Origin of the sequence: Kocuria rhizosphaericola, assembly GCF_044462205.1 — a bacterium.
Lineage (GTDB): Bacteria > Actinomycetota > Actinomycetes > Actinomycetales > Micrococcaceae > Kocuria > Kocuria rhizosphaericola.
In genome coordinates this window covers 30,124-47,434 of sequence record NZ_JBISWK010000141.1, presented here as the reverse complement: position 1 = coordinate 47,434, position 17,311 = coordinate 30,124, and the positions used below count along the sequence as shown (strand labels likewise).

The 17,311-nt window shown below is 73.1% G+C and carries 18 protein-coding genes; 7 read left to right on the top strand and 11 right to left on the bottom strand.

Annotated elements, in window-relative coordinates; genetic code table 11:
• Nucleotides 1-59: 59 nt before the first annotated feature.
• The 4 genes from ACH9D2_RS14690 to ACH9D2_RS14675 all read right to left on the bottom strand — a co-directional run bounded on the left by ACH9D2_RS14690 (nucleotide 60) and on the right by ACH9D2_RS14675 (nucleotide 4,788).
• Nucleotides 60-1,469 (bottom strand): rhodanese-like domain-containing protein, encoded by a 1,410-nt coding sequence (locus tag ACH9D2_RS14690; protein WP_396363552.1) that lies wholly within the window; start codon nucleotides 1,467-1,469, stop codon nucleotides 60-62.
• A gap of 113 nt (nucleotides 1,470-1,582) precedes the next feature.
• Nucleotides 1,583-2,734: a glycosyltransferase gene (locus ACH9D2_RS14685; protein WP_396363551.1), complete on the bottom strand. Its 1,152-nt coding sequence runs from the start codon at nucleotides 2,732-2,734 to the stop codon at nucleotides 1,583-1,585.
• Nucleotides 2,735-2,742: 8 nt separating this feature from the next.
• Nucleotides 2,743-3,963, bottom strand: a complete 1,221-nt coding sequence (locus ACH9D2_RS14680) for an NAD-dependent epimerase/dehydratase family protein (protein WP_396363550.1) — start codon at nucleotides 3,961-3,963, stop codon at nucleotides 2,743-2,745.
• Nucleotides 3,964-4,020: 57 nt separating this feature from the next.
• Entirely contained in the window at nucleotides 4,021-4,788 is a 768-nt protein-coding gene (locus tag ACH9D2_RS14675; RefSeq protein WP_396363549.1) for a methyltransferase domain-containing protein, read from the bottom strand.
• Between the two features lie 130 nt (nucleotides 4,789-4,918).
• Between ACH9D2_RS14675 and ACH9D2_RS14670 the strand changes: the two genes are divergently transcribed.
• Together ACH9D2_RS14670 and ACH9D2_RS14665 are read left to right on the top strand one after the other, a co-directional pair.
• A complete protein-coding gene (locus ACH9D2_RS14670; RefSeq protein ID WP_396363548.1) occupies nucleotides 4,919-5,341 on the top strand; it encodes a hypothetical protein in 423 nt (140 codons plus the stop codon).
• An 11-nt stretch (nucleotides 5,342-5,352) separates the two neighbouring features.
• Nucleotides 5,353-6,144, top strand: a complete 792-nt coding sequence (locus tag ACH9D2_RS14665) for a nitroreductase family protein (RefSeq protein WP_396363547.1) — start codon at nucleotides 5,353-5,355, stop codon at nucleotides 6,142-6,144.
• Between the two features lie 43 nt (nucleotides 6,145-6,187).
• On the opposite strand, the gene ACH9D2_RS14660 is transcribed toward ACH9D2_RS14665, so the two are convergent.
• The gene (locus ACH9D2_RS14660) at nucleotides 6,188-7,741 is read right to left on the bottom strand and encodes a GMC family oxidoreductase (protein ID WP_396363546.1); all 1,554 of its coding nucleotides are present in this window, start codon (nucleotides 7,739-7,741) and stop codon (nucleotides 6,188-6,190) included.
• Nucleotides 7,742-7,863: 122 nt separating this feature from the next.
• Here ACH9D2_RS14660 and ACH9D2_RS14655 point away from each other — a divergent pair, with 122 nt between their 5' ends.
• The 4 genes from ACH9D2_RS14655 to ACH9D2_RS14640 all read left to right on the top strand — a co-directional run bounded on the left by ACH9D2_RS14655 (nucleotide 7,864) and on the right by ACH9D2_RS14640 (nucleotide 10,688).
• The gene (locus tag ACH9D2_RS14655; RefSeq protein ID WP_396363545.1) at nucleotides 7,864-9,324 is read left to right on the top strand and encodes an aldehyde dehydrogenase family protein; all 1,461 of its coding nucleotides are present in this window, start codon (nucleotides 7,864-7,866) and stop codon (nucleotides 9,322-9,324) included.
• A gap of 2 nt (nucleotides 9,325-9,326) precedes the next feature.
• Entirely contained in the window at nucleotides 9,327-9,683 is a 357-nt protein-coding gene (locus tag ACH9D2_RS14650; protein WP_396363544.1) for a helix-turn-helix transcriptional regulator, read from the top strand.
• Between the two features lie 53 nt (nucleotides 9,684-9,736).
• Nucleotides 9,737-10,072, top strand: a complete 336-nt coding sequence (locus tag ACH9D2_RS14645) for a permease prefix domain 1-containing protein (RefSeq protein WP_396363543.1) — start codon at nucleotides 9,737-9,739, stop codon at nucleotides 10,070-10,072.
• 82 nt (nucleotides 10,073-10,154) lie between these two features.
• The gene (locus ACH9D2_RS14640; RefSeq protein ID WP_396363553.1) at nucleotides 10,155-10,688 is read left to right on the top strand and encodes an Lrp/AsnC ligand binding domain-containing protein; all 534 of its coding nucleotides are present in this window, start codon (nucleotides 10,155-10,157) and stop codon (nucleotides 10,686-10,688) included.
• Here ACH9D2_RS14640 and ACH9D2_RS14635 read toward each other — a convergent pair.
• From ACH9D2_RS14635 to ACH9D2_RS14615, 5 genes are all read right to left on the bottom strand, one after another.
• Complete coding sequence (locus tag ACH9D2_RS14635; RefSeq protein ID WP_396363542.1) at nucleotides 10,663-10,986, bottom strand: hypothetical protein; 324 nt, start codon at nucleotides 10,984-10,986, stop codon at nucleotides 10,663-10,665. The two genes, ACH9D2_RS14640 and ACH9D2_RS14635, sit on opposite strands and share 26 nt — an antisense overlap.
• Nucleotides 10,987-11,108: 122 nt before the next feature.
• Complete coding sequence (locus tag ACH9D2_RS14630) at nucleotides 11,109-11,642, bottom strand: hypothetical protein (protein WP_396363541.1); 534 nt, start codon at nucleotides 11,640-11,642, stop codon at nucleotides 11,109-11,111.
• A gap of 167 nt (nucleotides 11,643-11,809) precedes the next feature.
• Nucleotides 11,810-12,523, bottom strand: a complete 714-nt coding sequence (locus ACH9D2_RS14625; RefSeq protein WP_396363540.1) for a response regulator — start codon at nucleotides 12,521-12,523, stop codon at nucleotides 11,810-11,812.
• Complete coding sequence (locus tag ACH9D2_RS14620; protein ID WP_396363539.1) at nucleotides 12,520-13,719, bottom strand: histidine kinase; 1,200 nt, start codon at nucleotides 13,717-13,719, stop codon at nucleotides 12,520-12,522. The genes ACH9D2_RS14625 and ACH9D2_RS14620 overlap by 4 nt, the downstream gene beginning before the upstream one ends.
• Before the next feature lie 39 nt (nucleotides 13,720-13,758).
• Nucleotides 13,759-14,280, bottom strand: coding sequence for a hypothetical protein (locus ACH9D2_RS14615; protein WP_396363538.1), 522 nt, complete (start codon nucleotides 14,278-14,280; stop codon nucleotides 13,759-13,761).
• A gap of 267 nt (nucleotides 14,281-14,547) precedes the next feature.
• On the opposite strand from ACH9D2_RS14615, the gene ACH9D2_RS14610 reads away from it, so the two are divergent.
• On the top strand, nucleotides 14,548-15,432 hold the full coding sequence (locus tag ACH9D2_RS14610; RefSeq protein WP_396363537.1) for an SRPBCC family protein: 885 nt from the start codon (nucleotides 14,548-14,550) through the stop codon (nucleotides 15,430-15,432).
• Here ACH9D2_RS14610 and ilvD read toward each other — a convergent pair.
• Nucleotides 15,422-17,113 carry a dihydroxy-acid dehydratase gene (gene ilvD, locus ACH9D2_RS14605; RefSeq protein ID WP_396363536.1) on the bottom strand — a complete coding sequence of 564 codons (1,692 nt, stop codon included), beginning with the start codon at nucleotides 17,111-17,113 and terminating at the stop codon, nucleotides 15,422-15,424. The two genes, ACH9D2_RS14610 and ilvD, sit on opposite strands and share 11 nt — an antisense overlap.
• Between the last annotated feature and the right edge of the window lie 198 nt (nucleotides 17,114-17,311).

Sequence of the window (17,311 nt, the reverse complement as noted above, 5' to 3'; positions counted from 1 at the left end):
TGCGGTGGCACCCGGGGGACGCGGCGTTCGGGGAGCTCTCCGCCGGAGCGGAGCGCGGCTCAGCCGGCGGGCGTGGCCTGCAGGGCCTCCTGCCGGGCGGACCAGGCGGCGTAGGAGCCCTCGAGCTCCACGACGTCGTAGCCGGCGTGGCGCAGGGTCGAGGCCACGACCGAGCTGCGCAGCCCGCTCTGGCAGTAGGTCACGACCGTGCCCTGCTCCGGGAGCCGGTCCAGGTTCCACAGGACCCGGCCGCCGTGCAGCTGGATGGAACCGGGGACGTGGCCGGCGGTGTGCTCGCTGACGGCGCGCACGTCCAGCAGCATCGCCTTCTCGAAGGCCTCGACCTCCTCCGGGGCGACCAGCCGCGGGGTGGACTGCGGCAGGCCCTCGACGGTGGTGACGTAGCCGGCCACGGCGTCGACGCCCACGCGCACCAGGTGGTCCCAGAACTCCTGGGCGGCCTCCTGGTCGGGGGCCAGGAGCACCAGCGGGCGGGAGTCGGCCTCGGGGTTCACGGCCCAGGCGGCGTAGGTCGCGATCGCCCTGCCGGCCGGGATGTTCAGCGCCCCGGTCACGGTCCCGGCGTGCACCTCGTCGGCGGAACGGGTGTCCACGAAGGTCACCTCGTCGGCCGCCAGCTGCTCCGCGACCTGCTGGGTGTCGAGCTCGGGCAGCGGGGCGCGCTCGCCCATGACGGCCGGGCCGCGGCGGTTCTGGTTCTTCATCCGCCCGAAGTAGAACGGGGCGTCGGGCTGGCCCTCGAGCAGTTCGGCGACGAAGCCGGCCTCGTCGTCGGCCGCCAGGTACGGGCCCCACCAGGCGTAGAGGCGCTCGTAGCCGACCGTGGTGGAGGGGATCGCACCCAGGGCCTTGCCGCAGGCCGAGCCGGCGCCGTGGCCGGGGAAGACCTGGACGTGGTCGGGCAGGGTCAGGAACTTCTCCTTCAGGCTGGTGAACATCTGCTTCGCGCCGAGGAAGCGGGTGTCCACGCCGCCGGCGGCCTCGTCCAGCAGGTCCGGGCGGCCCAGGTCGCCGGAGAACACGAAGTCGCCGGTGAGCAGGTAGCCCGGGGCGTCGGCGAAGGCGCCGTCGGTGACCAGGAAGGACAGGTGCTCGGGGGTGTGGCCCGGGGTGTGCACCGCGGCCACGACGATGTTGCCGATGCGGATCTCGTCGCCGTCGTGCAGGCGGGCGGCCTCGAACTCGTACTGCCAGTCCTCCCCGCCCTCGCCGGAGACGTGGACGGTCGCGCCGGTGGCCGCGGCCAGCTCGCGGGTGCCGGAGAGGTAGTCGGCGTGGATGTGGGTCTCGGTGACCGCCGTGATCTCCATGCCGTTCTCGGCCGCCATGTCCCGGTAGACGTCGATGTCGCGGCGGGCGTCGACCACCAGGGCCTGGCCGGTGCGCTGGCACCCGATGAAGTAGCTGGCCTGGGCGAGGTCCTCGTCGTAGATGCGCTCGATCAGCATGAATCTCTCCTTCGTTCGGTGGCTGGTGACGCGTGCCCCGGAGGGGTGCCCGCGTCGTCCTGAACACAACGATAATACCCCTGGGGGTATAGCGCAAGTACCCCCCGGGGTATCTAGGCGGCGGACCGCCCGGTCCCCTCCCGGCGCCGCCGGTGCCGGTCCGCCGCCTCGTCGTACGAGGCCACGAGGAACTCGGTCGCGGCCCGCCAGCCGAGGCCCTCGGCGTCGGCCCGGCCGGCCGCGCCCATCCGTGCGCGCAGGGCCGCGTCGTCGAGCAGCCGGGCCAGGCCGTCGGTGAGCGCGTCCGCGTCGCCGGGCGGCACGAGCAGCCCGGTCCGCCCGTCGTCCACCGCGAACGGGATGCCGCCGGCCCGGGCGCCGACCACCGGCACCCCGCTCGCCAGGGACTCCAGGGCCACGAGCCCCAGGGTCTCCGTGCTGGACGGGAACGCGAACACGTCCGCCGAGGCGTACGCGGCGGCCAGCTCCTCCCCGGCGAGCCGGCCCGGGAAGACCGTGGGGGTGCCCGCGAACCGCCGTTCGAGCTCCGCCCGGTGCGGGCCGTCGCCCACCACGGCGAGCCGGGTGCCCGGCAGCCGCCGGAGCGGGTCGAGGAGGGCCTCCACGTCCTTCTCCTTCGACAGCCGCCCGACGGACAGCACCAGCCTCTCCCCGGGGTGCCCGCCCGTGAGCCGCCACCGCATCGCGGGCGAGGCCTTCGCGGGATGGAACAGCCCGGTGTCGACGCCCTTGGGCCACAGCGCCGCGTGGCGCACGCCCAGGGCCGTGGCCCGCTCCACCATGGGCCCCGACGTGCACAGGTTGACCTCGGCGAGGTTGTGGGTCGCGCGGATCCACCGCTCCACCGGCCGGCGCAGGGCCCCCAGCCCGAACGCGTCCAGGTACTGCGGCACGTCGGTGTGGAAGGACGCGAGCAGCGGCAGGCTCCGGGCCCGCGCCGAGAGGGCGCCCCACGCGCCGAACCACACCGGGTTCACGGCGTGCACGACGTCGGGGCGGAACGCCGACACGGCGCGCTCGACCCGCGGGGACGGCAGGCCTCCCCGGACGTCCCGGTACCAGGGGAACGCCACGGACGGGGCCCTGACCACCCGGTGGGGACCCCACCGCTCGGGCGGGTTCCCCGGGGTGAGCACGAGCACCTCGTGGCCGAGGTCCCCGAGCTCGTCGAGGGTGTGCGTCAGGCGCGTCACCACCCCGTCGACGTTCGGGACGAAGACGTCCGTGTACAGCGCGATCCGCATCCGCCGGCTCAGGCGCCCACGCCCAGGGCCGCAGGGCGGGCCCCCCGCGCCGGGACCCCCGGGCGCCGGCGGGCGTTCCACACGGACGTCGCCGGAATGCGGGAGAGGTCCACGCGGTGCGCCCAGCGCACGGCGGCCTCCTCGACCTCCCGGAGCAGGCCCTCCGAGAGGGTGGTGGGCCGCAGACCGAGGTCCAGGAACGCGTCGTTGTCCACGTGCAGGTCGTTCTCCGCGGACTCCTGGCGGGGGTTGGGGACCATCTCCACCTCCGCGCCGGTGAGCCCGGCCACGAGCTGGGCGAGGTCGCGGACCCGGTGGGTCTCGGTCATCTGGTTGAAGATCTTCACCCGGTCACCGGCCGCCGGGGGGTGGGCGAGGGCGAGCTCCACGCACCGGACCATGTCCCGGATGTGGATGAACGCGCGGGTCTGCCCGCCGGTGCCGTGCACGGTCAGCGGGTGGCCGACGGCCGCCTGGACGAGGAAGCGGTTGAGGACCGTGCCGTAGTCGCCGTCGTAGTCGAAGCGGTTGACGAGCCGCTCGTCGAGCGCCGTCTCGGCCGTGCTGGTGCCCCAGACGATGCCCTGGTGCAGGTCGGTGATCCGCAGCCCGTCGTTCTTGGCGTAGAACGCGAACATGGTCTGATCCAGCACCTTGGTCATGTGGTAGAGCGAGCCGGGGCGGGCGGGGCAGAGGATCTGCTGGGCGACGCCGCCGTGCGGGCCGGGGACCTCCACGTCCAGGTAGCCCTCCGGGATCCGCATCCCGGCGGTGCCGTACCCGTAGACGCCCATGGTGCCCAGGTGCACGAGGTGGGCGTCCAGGCCGGACTCCACGATCGCGCACAGCACGTTGTGGGTGGCGTTGACGTTGTTGTCCACGGTGTAGCGCTTGGTGCGCGGGCTCTTCATGGAGAACGGCGCAGCCCGCTGCTCCGCGAAGTGCACCACGGCGTCCGGGCGCTCGGTGACGAGGAGGTCGAGGTACGCCTCGTAGTCCTCGGCGAGGTCGATCCCGGCGACGCCGATCCGCCGGCCCGTGCGCTGCGCCCAGGCCGCCAGGCGCTCGTCGAGACCGCGGATCGGGGTCAGCGACTCCGTCCCGAGCTGGACGTCGATGGCGCGGCGGGAGAGGTTGTCGACCACGACCACGTCGTGGCCGCGCGCGGACAGGTGCAGGGCGGTGGGCCAGCCGCAGAAGCCGTCACCGCCGAGGATCGCGATCTTCACTGGTTCTCCGTTCCCGGCCCGGCCGGTGCCGGGCACGTCGTCGTGTCGGTCCCGGCCTCAGCGTGGAGGACGCGTGTGAACCGGGAGTGAACGCTCCTGGACCAGCTGCTGGTGCCCGAACGAACCGGGGCCGACCTCCCAGTCCGGACCGGCCAGCTCGCGCAGCTCGTGGGGCAGATAGGCGCGGCGCAGGGACCGCAGCCCGTCGGTGCGCAGGAAGGAGCCCGGGGCCAGGGGCAGGACGCCCACCGAGTACAGCCGGTAGGCCGCCGGGCTGCGCACGAGGTCGTTGTGCACCACGAGCCGGCCGGCCAGCCGCTCGGAGTCCGCCACGAGCTCCCGCACGGGTCCGGGGTCCAGGTGGTGGAGCAGGTGGTTGGAGACCACGACGTCGAACGTCTCGCCGGCCGCCACGAGCTCCCGGCTGGTGACGCGCCGGAAGACCGGGGGCACCGCCCGCGGGTGCCGGGCGGACCAGCGGGCGGTCCGTGCCGACGCCCAGTCGTGGGCGCGGGCGTCCGGGTCGATGCCGGTGATCCGCAGGTCGATCCCGTCCCGCCGGGCCCACCGGGCCAGGGCGCGGGCGACGTCCCCGCCGCCGGAACCGACGTCCAGGAGGGTCAGCGGCCGTCCGGGCTCGGCGAGGGGCCGGATCCTGCGCCGGTAGGCGGTGGACCACCCGGCGACCAGGAGGTTGACGAGGTCGAAGCGCGCGTAGGTGCGCTCCAGCGCGGCGAGGTCGCAGCAGGGGTCGTCCATCAGCTCGCGCAGCTCGGCGTCCCGCCGGGAGAGGTCGAGGCGGGTGCGCGGCAGGACGGAGGGCATCTGCCCATTCTCTGCGGGCCGACACGTTCCGCCAAGGAGCGCGGCGGGCCGGGGGGTGGCGCGGCGCGCCGTCACTAGACTGGGGATCCCTGCCGGTGCCCGGCAGGAGCTGACGGGAGAAGGGGGCCGTGTGGGAGACACCGTGGGTGCCGTGGGCTCGTCGCCCGGTCCGTGGATCGGCCTCGCGAGCGCGTGCTGGGCCGCCAACGCCGCCCTGGGCGCGTCCGTGGGCGCAGGGCTCGTGCGCACGGGCCGGTTCCGCTGGATCCACCACGCCCTCTACATCAGCACCACCACGACGACGGCGCTGGCCGCGGTCCTCTCCGCCGGCTCGTCCTCCGCCTCCGGGCGCGCGGCGGGACGGGCCCTGGCGCCGGCGCTGCTGCCCCTGGCCGCCCTGCCGCACATCGGCACGCCCGCCCAGGGGCACCCGCGACGCCACGCGCTCGCGGCGCTGTCCGCGGCGCCGTTCTACGCCGCAGCCCTGTTCCGAGCCCGCGCCGCCCGCGCGGGCCGACCCGCCCGACCGACCCGATCCGCCCGCCCGACCTGACCGGAGAGCACATGGAGTTCCTCGACGTCGTCTTCAACCGCCGCACCACCAACGGTCCGTTCCTGCCGGACCGGGTCTCCCCGGAGCACCAGAGGCTGCTGCTGCGGACGGCCGCGGCCGCGCCCTCCCAGTTCAACAGCCAGCCGTGGCGCTTCGTGCTGATCGAGGACCGGGGGACCATCGACCGGATCGCCCGGATCAGCGCGGACTCGATGACGCAGGTGATGGCCGAGGGGACCTTCTTCGACCGGTACAAGCGCTACTTCCGGTTCAGCAGGCAGGAGATGGACGAGCAGCGCTTCGGGATGCTCTTCGACAAGCTGCCCGCAGTGCTGCGCCCCTTCACCAAGAAGGCGTTCACCCCGGGCGGGCAGGCGATGATGAACCGGCTGCGGGTGCCGCAGACCCTGGGCTCGGAGAACCACAAGCTCGTGGCGGGGTCCCCGCTGCTGCTCGGCGTGATGCTCGACCGCCGCGAGTACCGCCCGGGGGAGCTCTCCGGCTTCTACTCGCTCTTCTCGATGGGCGCGGCCATGGAGAACCTGTGGCTGACCACCGTGGAGCTCGGGATGGGCATCCAGTTCATCTCCTTCCCCATGGAGGCCCCCGCCCGGTGGGCCGAGATCGTGGAGCTCCTGCACGTGCCCGAGGAGCTCGAGCTCATGGCCGTCTACCGGCTGGGCTACGTCCCGGAGGAGCACCGCCGCCCGGCGATCGACTGGTCCAGCCGGGAGCGGCGCCGGATCTCCCAGTACGTGTTCCGGGAGTCCTGCGCCACGCCGCAGGAGGGCTGGGACGACTGAGCTCCGCTCCGCACGGGCTCGCCCCCGGGGCCGGGCGGCGCCGTCACCCTCCGGCGATGAGGGCCGCGGCGCGCTCCGCGATCATCGCCGTCGGCGCGTTGGTGTTGCCGCTCGGCACCCGCGGCATGATCGAGGCGTCCACGACCCGCAGGCGGTCGATCCCGTGCACGCGCAGGTCGTCGGGGGAGACGACCGCGTCCGGGCCGGTGCCCATGCGGCACGTGCCGACCTGGTGGTGGTAGGTGGTGACGAACTTGTTGAGGTAGGCGATCTCCTCGTCCTCGGTGCGCACCTCCGGGCCGGGATAGAGTTCCACGGCGCCCCACCCCTCCGCCAGGGGCGGTGTCGCGACCATCTCGCGGGCCTGGCGGAAGGAGGCCAGCAGCGCCTCGCGGTCGCGCGGGTCGTCGAAGATGTTCGGGTCGAGCGCCACGGGGTCGGAGACCCCCGGCCCGGTGAGCCGCACGGTCCCCCGGGAGTACGGGCGGACCAGCCCGGAGTGGAGGGTGAAGGCGTTGGCCGGTCCGGTCATCTGCTCGTCGTACATCGGCACCGAGAAGTGGATCGGCTGTGTGTCGGGCGCGTCCAGGTCCGGACGGGAGCGCCAGAACAGGTGGGTCTGGGTGACGGACCAGTCGGACTCGGGGTGCTCGATCGTCCGGTTCGTCGCCTCGGCGATGACGGGGGCCAGCAGGTGGTCGTGGAGGTTGGCGCCGACCCCCGGCAGGTCGTGGGCCACGGGGACCCCGACGTCGGCGAGGTGCTCGGCCGGGCCGATCCCGGAGCGCAGGAGGATCTTGGGGGAGTCGAGGGCCCCGGCGCACAGGATCACCTCGTCGGCGAGGATCTCCTCGGGGTCGCCGTCCGGGTCGTCGAGGGGCAGGACGGCCACGCCGACCGCGCGGCCGTCCTCGAGCAGGACCTTCTGCAGGAGCACGCCGGTGCGGACCGTCAGCCGCGGGTCCTCCTCCACCGGGGCCACGTACGCCATGTACGTGTTGAAGCGCCGTCCGTCCCGGACGTTGATCTGCTGCTGCGAGACGCCGTCGAGCGTGCCGGCGTTGTAGTCCTCGTTGTAGGGCACGCCCACGTGCTCGGCGGCCTCGATGACGGCCTCGAAGAGCGGATTGAGCGGATAGTCCTGCACCGCGGGGACAGGGCCGTCGGTGCCCCGGCTCCCGTCCGGGACGGCGTCGGCGGGCGGGACGTAGGTCTCGACCGCCCTGAACCACGGCAGCACGTCCTCCCAGCCCCATCCCGGGCAGCCGTCCGCGGCCCAGGCGTCGTAGTCCTGCGCCGCCCCGCGCACCCAGATGGTGGCGTTGAGCGCGTGGGAGCCTCCGAGCACGCGGCCGCGCGGCCAGTGGATCACCCGGCCGTCCGCGTGCTGCTGGGGCACGGTGAAGTAGTCCCAGTCCTCCGGCGAGTGCCACAGCTCGCCCAGGCGGGACACCAGGTGGATCGCCGGGTTGAGGTCCTTGCCGCCGGCCTCGAGGAGGACCACCTCGTGGCCGGCGTCCAGGAGGCGGCGGGTCAGGATGCTGCCGGCGGTGCCGGCGCCCACGACGACGTAGGTCTTGGCGCTCTCGTTGCTCATGGCTCCAGTGTGATCCCGGGCACACCGCGGAGCCTTGTCCCGGCGCGCACGGACAAGCCGCGGCCACGTGTCCTGGGTCACCATGGGGACAGCACTGATCCGACCCTCCCGAAGGAGATCCCGTGACCGCCACGACCGAGTCCTCGCCCGCCACGACCTATGACGACCTGCTCGCCGCCATCACCGACCCGGAGGGTCGCGAGATCCTCGACCCGGCCACCGGGGAGCTGGTCGGCCGCGTCCACGAGTCCACGGTCGAGGAGCTGGAGCGGGCCCTGGCCCGGGCCCGGGAGGAGCAGGCCGAGTGGGCCGCCGTCCCGGACGCCGAGCGCTGCGCCCTGCTGCACCGGGCCGCCGACGCGATCGAAGCGAACGCCGCGGCGCTCGCCGAGCTGCTCTCGCGCGAGCAGGGCAAGCCGGTGCACCACGGGCCGAACGCCATGTTCGAGGTCGGCGGCGCGGCCGCCTGGATGCGCGCGGCGGCGTCCTTGCCGCTCGAGCCCGAGACGGTCTTCGACGACGAGTCCGGCACCGCGGTCCTCACGTACGACCCCATCGGCGTCGTCGGGGCGATCGGTCCCTGGAACTGGCCGATGATGATCTCGGTCTGGCAGATCGCCCCGGCGCTGCGCATGGGCAACACCGTGGTGCTCAAGCCCTCCGAGTACACGCCGCTCTCCGTCCTGGGGCTGGTGCACGTCCTCAACCAGGTGCTGCCCGAGGGCCTCGTCACCGTGGTCCCCGGCGGCCGGGAGATCGGCGAGGCGCTGTCCAAGCACTCCGGTGTGGACAAGCTGACGTTCACCGGGTCGACCGCCACGGGCAAGGCGATCATGCGCTCGGCCGCGGACACCCTGACCCGGCTGACCCTCGAGCTGGGCGGCAACGACGCCGGCATCGTGCTCCCGGACGCCGATCCGCGGGCCATCGCCGAGGGCCTGTTCTGGGGCGCGTTCATCAACACGGGCCAGACCTGCGCGGCCCTCAAGCGCCTCTACGTCCACGAGGACGTCTACGACGCCGTGTGCGAGTCCCTCACGGAGGTCGCGGCGGCCATGCCGATGGGCGAGGGCCGGGACGAGCGGAACGTCCTCGGGCCTCTGCAGAACAGGTCGCAGTTCGAGATCGTCGCCGACCTCGTGGAGAAGGCCAAGGCCGGCGGGGGGCGGGTGCTGCTCGGCGGGGACCCGGCCGCGGACCAGCCGGGCCACTTCTACCCGACGACCCTGGTGGCCGATCTCGACGACGACAACCCCCTCGTGACCGAGGAGCAGTTCGGGCCCGCCCTGCCCATCGTGAAGTACTCCTCGGTGGACGAGGCCGTGCGCATGGCCAACCGGCTGGACGTCGGGCTCGGCGCCTCGGTGTGGGGCTCCGACACCGACCGCGCCCGGGAGGTCGCCGTACGGATCCAGGCCGGCACGGTGTGGATCAACAAGCACGGTGCGATCGACCCCCGCATGCCCTTCGGCGGGATCAAGGGCTCCGGCTTCGGCGTGGAGTTCGGCGATTGGGGGGAGGCGCGAGGGCACGGCAGGGGCCTGCGGGTCTTCCAATGGTGTGTGAGACACACTATTGTGTAGCCATGGCAGTTGAACCGGTCGACCAGGTCGTCGCCGCCCACTTCCAGGAGCTGCGCCGTGGCACGGTGGTCCTGGCCTGCCTGCTCGTCCTGGACGAGCCCCGCTACGGCTACGCCCTGCTCCGGACCCTCGGCGACGCGGGGCTCGACGTCGAGGCCAACACCCTCTACCCGCTCCTGCGCCGCCTCGAGGCCCAGGGCCTGCTCGAGAGCGACTGGAACACCGACGAGTCCCGGCCCCGCAAGTTCTACCGGATCACCGGGCTCGGGGTCCGCGTCCGGGAGGCCCTCGACGCCGAACGGCTCCGGCTGCACGCCGCCCTGTCCACTCTCTCCCGCCCCACTCCTTCCCAGGACTGATCGCCCTGTCCGCCAGCACCCTGACGCCACGCACCGAGAGCTACCTCCACGAGGTGGCCCGCCGTCTTCCGCCCAGGGCCCGCGAGGACGTCTCCCAGGAGCTGCGGGGCACCCTCGCCGACATGGTCGACGACGGCGTGGCGCAGGGACTCCCGCCGGCCGAGGCGGAGCGTCGCGCCCTCGAGGAGCTCGGCGGCCCGGCCCTGCTCGGGAACAGCACTCGGCCCGCGGGAGCTCCGGGGAGATCCCGCGGGCCGGGAGAGGGCCTCTGCCGCCGCGGGGTGCCGGGCGGCGCAGGACGTAGGGCGCTTCGTGGGCGACCGGCGCCGGCCGGGATGCGCGGAACCGGGTCGGGTGGCGCATCGTGTGATCATCAGTTGACACTGTGACCGGCACGATGCGCAAACGTCTACTCTGGAACTGATCAGATCGATCAGATCAGCAGGGGAAAGAGGGGCTGCCGTGATCAGCATGACGAACGGCGGGGCCGGCGCGGCCCCGCTGGACGCGACGGACCGGAAGATCCTGGCGGCGCTGGACGAGGACCCGCGCCTGACGGTGCTCGCCCTGGCCCAGCGCACGGGCCTGGCACGCGGGACGATCCACGCGCGGCTCGAGCGCTACCGCGCGAGTCCCGCGCTGCGCCCGCACAGCACCCGGGTGACGCCCGCGGCGCTCGGCTACGGCCTCGCCGCGAGCGTGGCCGTGGAGCTCGACCAGCACCAGCTCGACGAGGCGATCGCTGGCCTGCAGGCGATACCCCAGGTCATCGAGGTGTTCGCCCCCGCCGGGCAGACGGACCTGCTGTGCCGGGTGGTGGCGAAGGATCCCGAGGACCTCTACCGGGTCTCCGAGGAGATCCGGTTGTGCCCCGGCATCCTGCGGACCTCGACGAGCATGTTCCTGCGCACCGTCATCCCGTACCGGGTGGCGCCGCTGCTCGCGGGGGACGAGGGGCCGGGACGGGCCGGGGACGGGGTCAGTTCCGGGCGGCCGCGCCCATGACCTCAGCCCGCAGTCGGTCCAGGTCCAGGGTGTCGCCCTCGTGCAGACCGTGGGTGCGGACCCAGGCGCGGGCGCTGAGCATGATCTCGTCGTAGTGCTGGCGGGTCTCGCAGTGGGCGGCCCCGATCCGGGCCTGGGCGCGGTGCTCACGGCTGTCCTCCGTGAAGGAGATGACGGCCACCGGGCTGAGGGCCAGTCCCACGACGCCGTGGACGGCCACGATGGTGCGCCCGTGGAACGTGTCGCCGGGAGCGAGGTCCCAGGCCCTGGTGGTGCGGTGCTGATGGGTGAGATCCATGATCGGCTCTTGTGCTGGGAGGGAGTCCGTTCTGCGCGCTCGGCACCGGGGACGGCCTCGGGGACATCGGGAGGAGGAGTGGCGCCGGGGCCGGCCGGTGACCGGCCCCCGGCGCCGTGCGGTCAGTGACCGAGATGGGTCCAGTGGCTGGTGTCCTGGTACCAGTGGGACCAGTGCTTGCCGTCGTAGTAGCGGTACTTGACCACGTGGTAGACCTTCTTGGCGTCGTGGTGGTCCAGGTGCTTGTAGTGCCCGCCGCCCCACGCGCCACCCCAGTAGTAGTTGTGGTCGCCGCCGGTGTAGAAGTGGTTGCCGTACTTGTCGACCGCGTAGTAGTGCTGCTTGACCTCCACCTTGTACCCCTTGTGGCACTTCACGTGGAACGGGTACTTGACGTACTTCTTCCCGTGGTGCCACTTCCAGGAGGGCTTGTGGGCGTCGACCGAGCAGTGCTTCTGGTGCGGCTTGGGCGACGCCGTCTCGAGCACCGAGGACTGCGCCGAGGCGGCCGCCTCCGGGGCGGCCTGGGCCGGTGTGCCCAGCAGGGGAAGGGCGCCAGCGGCCAGGGTCAGGGAGGCCAGGGACAGCACGGCCTTGCGGGCGTAGCGGCGGGCGCCGGCCGGATGCGGGGCTGCGGAAGTGGTTTCGATGGACATTTCGGGTCTCCTGCGGAAGAGGAATCTCGTGGTTGCCGGTGGTTCCTTCCCGGGGTCCGGAGAGGAACTTCTCGAACCGACAGGACAAGATTCGCAGTCGGGGGCACCTCCCGGCGTCCACCCCGGAGTTGAACTCCGGCGTACAACCGGGGTGGTACGCGCAGGGGTCAGAAGCGGTCGGTGGGCTTGACGAGCCCGCTCTTGAACGCGGCCGTGACCGCCTGGGCGCGCTCGCTGACGCCCAGCTTCAGGAAGATCCGGTGGACGTGGGTCTTCACGGTCGCCTCGCTGAGGAACAGCCGCCGGGCGATCTCCGTGTTGGTCAGGCCGTGGGCGACGGCGACCAGGACCTCGCGCTCCCGCCGGGTCAGCTGCTGCAGCTGCTCGGGAGGAGGGCCGGACGGATCGGACGGATCGGGGTGCCGGCTGAACTCGGTCAGGAGCCGGCGCGTCACCTCGGGGTCCAGCCAGCCTCCGCCGCGGGCGAGGGAGCGCACGGCGTCCGCCAGGACCTTCGGCGCGGAACTCTTGAGGATGAAGCCGGAGGCGCCCGCCCGCAGGGCGGCGTGGACGGCGGCGTCCTCGTCGAAGGTCGTCAGCATGAGGACGGTGGCGACGTTCGGCATCCGGTCCAGGAACGAGTCGGACGTGAGCACCCGGGTGGCGGCCACTCCGTCCGTGCCGGGCATGCGCACGTCCATGACCACCACGTCCGGCTGCAGGCGGGCCGTCTCCTCGACGGCCTCCGTGCCGTCGGCGGCCTCGCCGACGACGATCAGGTCCGGCTCGGCCGTGAGGAGCATGGCCAGTCCGGAGCGGACCATCGCCTCGTCGTCCACCAGCAGCACCCGGACGGGTGCGGATTCCGTGCCGCGTGTCATCCGGTCCCCTCCCCGCGGCCGGTGGCCGCCGGGGTCACCGCGGCGTCCTCCGCCGCGGGGTCGGGCGGGCCGGCCGGGCGGGCGGGAAGCCGCGCGGACACCAGGTATCCCCCGTGCGGGTCGGGTCCGGCCGTCGCCTCGCCGCCCACCGCCCGGGCCCGCTCCGCCATTCCTCGCACCCCGTGCCCGGTCGACAGCCGTGCGGAGAGGCGGCCACGGGCCCCGGCGCCGTCCGTGCGGACCGAGAGCTCGACCTCCCGGGGCCCCCAGTCGAGGGCGACGTGGACCGGGCGGTCCGGGGCGGCGTGCTTGACGGCGTTGGTCAGGGCCTCCTGCGCGATGCGGTACGCTGCCTCGTCCACCGCCGGCTCCAGGGCGCCGGGTTCGCCCGCCACGCAGAACTCCACGTCCCGGCCGGCCGCGCGCAGGTGGTCGAGCAGCCCGTCCAGGTGCTGCATCCCCGCCGGTTGCTGCGCGGCCTGCGCCGACGGCGCCGGGGAGAGCAGGCCCAGCATGCGCCGCAGCTCCGTGACGGCCTGCTCCCCGAGCTCGTCGACCTGTCGCAGTGCCGCCCGGGCCCGGTCCGGGTCGCGGTCCATGACGCGTTCGGCCCCTCCGGCCTGGAGCACCATGAGGCTGACCGCGTGGGCCACGACGTCGTGCAGCTCCCGGGCGATGCGCTGGCGCTCCTCGGCCTCGGCCCGGGCGGCGGCCAGCCGGGCCACGAGCTCCCGCTGGGCCACGCTCCAGCGGACCCACCGGCCCACGCCGAAGACGACCACGTGCGCCACGGTGAGGAACAGGGCCGCGACGAGGAACGCCGCGGCCCGCATCGACGGGTCGGGGGTGTCCTGGACGGTGGCGTGCACGCTCGTGGCGACCGGCAGGAACGCCAGCGCCAGGCCGAGGACCGCCCTCCGGTCCGAGCAGTGCGCGGCCACCGCGAAGAGGGCCAGCCAGACGCAGAAGATGGGGTGGAACCCGAACCCGAGCAGCGCGACGGTCACGGCGCCCAGCGTGACCAGGAGCAGCACCGCCAGGGGCCACCGCCGGCGCCAGAACAGGGGAAGGTACAGCAGTGCCGCCGAGAGCACGACGACCCAGGGGGCGACCACGCCCGGCTCCGCCGTGCGGTCCCAGGTGATCTGGAGCTCGATGCCCCACAGCACCGGCACCGCGATGAGGTCCAGGGCCACGCGCGAGGGATACCTCCGGGATCTCATCGGCACCCCCGCTCAGCTACACACGGACCTGCCGAAGACGGTGCAGATCCACATCCGCTCGACGGGAGGGGCGGGCAGGCGGCAGTCCTCGACGATCGAGTGGCGCCGGATCTCCTCCCACGCCGCCACGGGCCGGAGGGCGTCCTCGGGGCGGTCCGGGGTCTCGGCGGACTGCGGTCCCAGGGCCGTCTCCACGGCCGAGCACAGTTCGGCGCCCGTGGCGAGCGGACGGTCGGAGCCCGCGCCGTCCGGGGGGCCCTGCGCCGGGCACCCGGACGGACGGTCGAGCCGGATGCCCGTCATCTCGGACGCCGGGTCGTGCAGGACGCCGTGCAGCTGGATCCGCGAGATCCTGATCCGCTCGACCTCGTCCGTTCGCCCCGACGCGACCCGGGCGATCAGCACCTCCGGGTCGACGTCCCGTCCCAGCCAGTCCGGTGGGCCCTGCACCAGCACGTAGTCGCTGTCCACCAGGCGTCCCCACGCCAGGTGTCCCTCGACGGCGTCGGACGCTCGCGCGTTCTGGACGGACACCAGTGTCCGGAATTCTGTCTCGAGTGTCGCCATGTCCAGCCCCCCGCAGGTCGTGCGGCAATTCTCCCCGTCCGCCCACGTCAAGTCCATAGTCGCCGCCCATGTCACGTCCCTGGTCTGCCGCCGGTCACGCCGGCCGGTGCCCCCGCGGCGGCGCCCGGACCCCGCCGCTCTGGCCACGCTCGGCTCCGGACGTTATCGTAAGCACACTGGCGAATTGGCGACTTTTCGTCATCCTGATCGTCGAGACGAGCCGAAGGAGATGCCATGAGCACCAAGGTCGAGAAGACTGTCGTGGTCGACGTGCCCCTGAGCACCGTGTACAACCAGTGGACCCAGTTCGAGGACTTCCCCCACTTCATGAACGGGGTCAAGAGCGTGACCCAGCTCGGCGACGACCGCCTCGAGTGGGTCGCCGAGCTCGGCGGCGTCCGCCGGCAGTGGGAGGCGAAGATCGTGGAGCAGGTCCCGGACAGCCGGGTCTCCTGGGCCGCCACCGAGGGCGCCACCAACGCCGGCACCGTGCTGTTCCACGACGCGGGCAACGGCCGGACCGAGGTGCACCTGGTCCTCGAGTACGAGCCCGAGGGGCTCGTGGAGAAGGTCGGGGACAAGCTCAACGTGGTCGAGAACCAGGCCGAGGGCGACCTCGAGCGGTTCAAGAAGTTCATCGAGGACGAGGGCTACGCGACCGGCGCCTGGCGGGGCTCCGTCAACGAGGGCGCCCCCGTCGGCACGCCCGGTGTCGAGCACGCCGCGGCCTCCCGCGGTGACGACGGCAAGGCCGGGGTGTCGGGCAAGGCGGTCGCCGCGGGCGTCGCCGCGGCCGGAGTGGCCGCCGCCGGGGCGGCCGCCGCGGCGAAGAAGAAGGACTCCGCTCCGGACACGGAGCCGATCACCTTCGAGTCGACCGCGCCGCCGGCGGCACCGGTGGCGTCCGGGGAGACCGTGACGGGGGAGGTCCCTCCGATTCCTCCCGTGGACGGGGCCCTCACCGGCGACACCGTCGACGGGGACCTGGACGTGGACCCCGCCCCCCGGGGCATCGACGACCGTCCCTCGGGCAGCGCGCACGGGCGGGTGCCCGGAGCGGCTGAGCGGCGGCGGAACCGACGGTGGTGCCGGTCGCGGCGCCGGCCGGTCAGCCGGTGACGGCGCCCAGCGAGGCCGAGCGCACCAGCTTGACGTACTTGCCCAGCACGCCGCCCTCGTACTGCGGGCGCAGGGGGGCCCAGCCGCTGCGGCGCTGTGCCAGCTCCTCGGCGTCCACCAGCAGGTCCAGGGAGCGGGCCGCGAGGTCCACCCGGATCCGGTCGCCGTCGCGCAGGAACGCGACCGGCCCGGCGTCGACGGCCTCCGGCGCGATGTGGCCGATGCACAGGCCCGTGGTGCCGCCCGAGAACCGCCCGTCGGTGAGCAGCAGCACGTCCTTGCCCAGCCCGGCACCCTTGATCGCCCCGGTGATGGCCAGCATCTCGCGCATGCCGGGGCCGCCCTTGGGGCCCTCGTAGCGGATGACGAGCACGTCCCCGGCCTGGATCTCGCCGGCCTCGAGGGCGTCCATCGCGGCCTGCTCGCGCTCGAAGACGCGGGCCGGGCCCTCGAAGACCTCGGCGTCGAAGCCCGCGGACTTCACCACGGCGCCCTCGGGCGCCAGGGAGCCGTGCAGCACCGTGATCCCGCCCGTGCGGTGGATCGGGTTGTCGAGGGTGCGGATCACGTCCCCGTCCAAAGGGTCGGGGTCCAGGGCGGCCAGGTTCTCGGCCACCGTGCGGCCGGTCACGGTGAGAGCGTCCCCGTGCAGCAGCCCGGCGTCGAGCAGGGCCTTCATGACCACGGGGATGCCGCCGTGCCGGTCGACGTCGTTCATGACGTACCGGCCGAACGGCTTGAGGTCCGCGAGGTGCGGAACGCGGTCCCCGATCCGGTTGAAGTCCGCCAGGGTGAGCTCCACCTCCGCCTCGTGGGCGATGGCCAGCAGGTGCAGGACGGCGTTCGTGGACCCGCCGAGGGCCATGAGCACGGTGATGGCGTTCTCGAAGGCCTCCTTCGTCAGGACGTCCCGCGCCGTGATGCCCTGCCGGAGCATCTCGACGACGGCCTCCCCGGAGCGGTGGGCGAACTGGTCGCGCCGCCGGTCCGCCGAGGGCGGGGCCGCGGAGCCGGGCAGGCTCATGCCGAGGGCCTCGGCCACGGAGGCCATCGTGTTGGCCGTGTACATCCCGCCGCAGGCGCCCTCGCCCGGGCAGATGGACCGCTCGATCCGGTCGAGGTCGGCCTTGCCCATCAGGCCCGCCTTGCACGCGCCCACGGCCTCGAACGCGTCGATGAGGGTGACGTCCTTCTCGGTCCCGTCGGTGAGCTTCACCCACCCCGGGGCGATGGTCCCGGCGTAGAGGAACACCGAGGCCAGGTCCAGCCGGGCGGCGGCCATGAGCATGCCCGGCAGGGACTTGTCGCACCCGGCCAGCAGCACGGACCCGTCGAGTCGCTCGGCCTGCATCACCGTCTCCACGGAGTCCGCGATGACCTCGCGGGAGACCAGCGAGAAGTGCATCCCCACGTGGCCCATCGAGATCCCGTCCGAGACCGAGATCGTGCCGAACTGGAGGGGGTAGCCGCCGCCGGCATGGACGCCCTCCTTGCAGCCCTGGGCGAGCCGGTCCAGGGAGAGGTTGCACGGGGTGATCTCGTTCCAGGAGCTCGCGATGCCGATCTGGGGCTTCTCCCAGTCCGAGTCGCCCATGCCCACGGCACGGAGCATGCCGCGGCTGGCGGTCGCGTCGATGCCGTCGGTGACCTGACGGCTGCGGGGCTTGATGTCGGGGCTCATGCGGTCTCTTCCGGGTCGTCGGTGCGCGGTGGGGTGCGCGGGGCAGGGCGTGCCGTGAACCTATCAACGGAACTCGACGAGCGTCGAGGGATGTCCACGGCCGGCACGGAAGTTTGTGCGCGCCGGGGAAGACAAGTCGTGCCCGGCCCTCCTAGGGTGGGAGCAACAAAAGATAAGCAACCTGATCGAAGGAGTCCG